We start from the raw sequence: 2897 nt of genomic DNA on the forward strand, positions 1-2897 counted from the left end.
ACAGCGCTTCCACTTAAAAACTCCGGATCTCTATCCGAACAAACGGCGCCACCTCTCCAGCGCCCAGGGCACGTTCGATCAGGGTCTTCTTGAACGCCATCGAAGCGTCCCAGATCGCCCTCGGCAGTCAACCTCCATGCACAAGCTCGACGTGAATCCCGCTCATGAATGATGTTTGGCGTTCAACACATATGCTTGTGCCGGCGCGCTGGGATGAACATGGGCGGGCCGCAGTTGCTAGGACTGAGCTTGCCCCTGTTTCACGAATCCCATAGCCGAGGCCATCAGGCCGCTTGCCCTGGCTGGGCAGCGGCCCAATTCTTCTCGAACGTCATAGGGCTGACGTAGTTCAATGTCGAATGCAGCCGGCGAGCATTGTAGAAGCCGAGCCAGTCGACGATTTCATCCATCGCGGCACGCCGCGTCGGGAAGCGCCGGCTGTGCAGTCGTGCGACCTTCAGCGAACCCGACAGGCTTTCGGTTGGCGCATCCCAATAATCGCCGGGCCGGCTCATCGACGAACGCATGCCGTACGCCTTGAGCGTGTCCTGGAAGAGCCCGCCGCAGTACTGGCTGCCACGGTCGCTATACACAATCACGCTGGCATCGGGGCGACGCCGGAACCATGCCATGCGCAACGCATCCGTGACCAACTCGGCCTTCATATGCCGCTGCATCGACCAGCCCCACCACCTGCCGGCTGAACAGGTCGATGATGACGGCCAGGTACAGCCAGCCGTCAGCCGTCGCCACGTAGGTGATGTCGCTCGTCCAGACCCGATTCGGCGCCGGCGCCGTGAAGTTGCGTTCCAGTAGGTTCGGTGCGACAGGCAGGCCATGCTTCGAGTTCGTCGTCGCGATGTACTTTCGCTTGTGCCGGGCACGCACGCAGTGTTGCACCATCAGCTTGCGCACGCGCTCCTTTCAGTACGCCGCGCGCAACCAGCTCTTTCCACATGCACGGCCAACCGTACTCGCCCTTGACCTCCGCGTGAATCGCCTGGATGTGCACCAGCAGCGCGTCGTCGCTCACGCGGCTGCGCTGCGGCCTGTCCTTAGCGGCGCGTTGCCGCCGTTGATGAAAGCCGGCGGGGCTGACTTCCAGCACCTCGCATAACACCGAAATCGGCCAGTGGTGACGATTGCGTTCGATAAAAGCGTACTTCACGTCGAGTCCTTCGCGAAGTACGCGCACGCCTTTTTTAGGATGACACGCTCCATCTTCAGACGTGCCACTTCGGCACGAAGTTCTCGACAATTCCATCTGCTCCGCGCGGACCGGCTTCGTGCCGGCCCCGCCGAGCTTGCCTTCCTGCTCGGCCTAGACCCAGTTGGAAATCGACTGCCCTGGCACGCCCAGCGCCGCAGCCTCCGCCGCAATGCTCTGGCCCGCCTTGACCAGCCGAACCGCTCCCAGCTTGAATTCGAGCGTGTACCGCGCTCGCGTCGTCTTGCTCATCTTCTTGACTCTCCTTGCATGAATTTAAACGCTCAGCAAGGGATTCCTTTTTCGGGGGCAAGCTCAGGACTTCTTCTTCGTCATTCACAACACCTTACAAATTGACAAGGTGTTGCACTTCAGAATTTTATGCCGCCTTAAAATTACTCAGCGGTGACGGCGAAGTTCTTAGACCCAAAGCTCAGCCCACCGACCGAGGATGTAATTTCAAAACCGTACTGGATCTCGCCGACGACCACGTCATCAAAATAGTTCAGCGACTTTAAGTAATTCATAATCTCCAGCACGTCGATCGTAGTTTGGTTGGTCTTCGCTGTACGTAAGAAAGAATAGACGGCGTTCTTGCCGTTGGTACCGACATAGACATTCCAGGTGCTACCGGACAGCGAAACGTTACTGTAGAGCGGAATCGCGCAACCTTCAGCAGTCCAGTTGTACGAGATTGGCTTGACATTACCGCATCCATTCGAGGTGCCCGTGTAGTTCAGCCAGACCATGATCTCGTGCTGTTTTGCGTCTGCCCAGATATCCAACGTAGATTCCCATGCACCAGCAGAGGGCGTGGTAGCTGAGATAGTGGCAGTGAGCTTCCTCAGCGAACCGACAGGCTTGTTGACAAAGTATTCGACGTGCGGATAGGACTTTATGCCGTTCGTGTCAGGCTGGTCTGATGTGACACTCCAGTCGAAACTTGAATTAGCCCAAAAGGACTGCGGACCAACTGCGACTGGAGGAACGCTGCAAGGCCCCCATACGTCATTGTTTAAGGTATACCCCTCGTAGCTCCAACGCGCGAAAAGAGTATGCTCATGGCAGGATGAAGTTGAAGGCGAAGTTACAGACCATGTTGCAGCCTGCGCGACGGTGGATCCAAGCATCAGCATCAGGGAGGTGAGACATCCCAATATGGCTAGAAATTTTGGCATATCTTCTTAATCCTATCGGTGTAAATACTTAGAATCGGTAAGGCGTTCTAGTTTAACGAAGATGGCTGGGTGTCGTACGAGTTCAACTGAAGCGGAAATGAACTACCTAACGATTCCGCGCCGGAAATACCGACAGAGCTGCCTGGTTCTCCATTAGCAGATCCCCTACCACTGGCGTGTCCGGGATGCCATCGTATACGGCACAATACACCCGCACACAGACGTTAAAAAAACGCCCGACGGGAAGTCGGGCGCTATAAAGGACGCATTGTTTGGGGAGACATACACCAACTCAAGGAGGGCCTGTCTAGCCCAATCCCTATACAGATACTAATCGCACCCTACAGAAGATGTCATCGGATTTTCTTTAATTTATAATAAGGATTTCCTGATATCTGATATCCCGAGGGGATGGTGTTCAAACATTAGCATTGCCAAACTAACCAAATGAGGATTGCCGGTTGTGTTCGCAGCGCGGTACGGCACGAATTCGACGCCAGGTTCGGCCCTAG

General features: G+C 55.9%; 1 protein-coding gene and 1 pseudogene. Both read right to left on the bottom strand.

What is annotated here, in order from left to right; translation table 11 throughout:
• Positions 1-284 precede the first annotated feature (284 nt).
• Positions 285-1459 (bottom strand): annotated as a pseudogene (locus MKD38_RS30325) (IS3 family transposase).
• Between the two features lie 143 nt (positions 1460-1602).
• Positions 1603-2385, bottom strand: coding sequence for a GH12 family glycosyl hydrolase domain-containing protein (locus MKD38_RS30330; RefSeq protein ID WP_012354599.1), 783 nt, complete (start codon positions 2383-2385; stop codon positions 1603-1605).
• Between the last annotated feature and the right edge of the window lie 512 nt (positions 2386-2897).

Source organism: Cupriavidus sp. WGlv3, from assembly GCF_023952475.1.
Taxonomy (GTDB): domain Bacteria; phylum Pseudomonadota; class Gammaproteobacteria; order Burkholderiales; family Burkholderiaceae; genus Cupriavidus; species Cupriavidus phytorum.

Excerpts from the sequence above, each read along its gene's own strand:
- MKD38_RS30330 (WP_012354599.1), bottom strand. The coding sequence starts at position 2,385 with ATGCCAAAATTTCTAGCCATATTGGGATGTCTCACCTCCCTGATGCTG.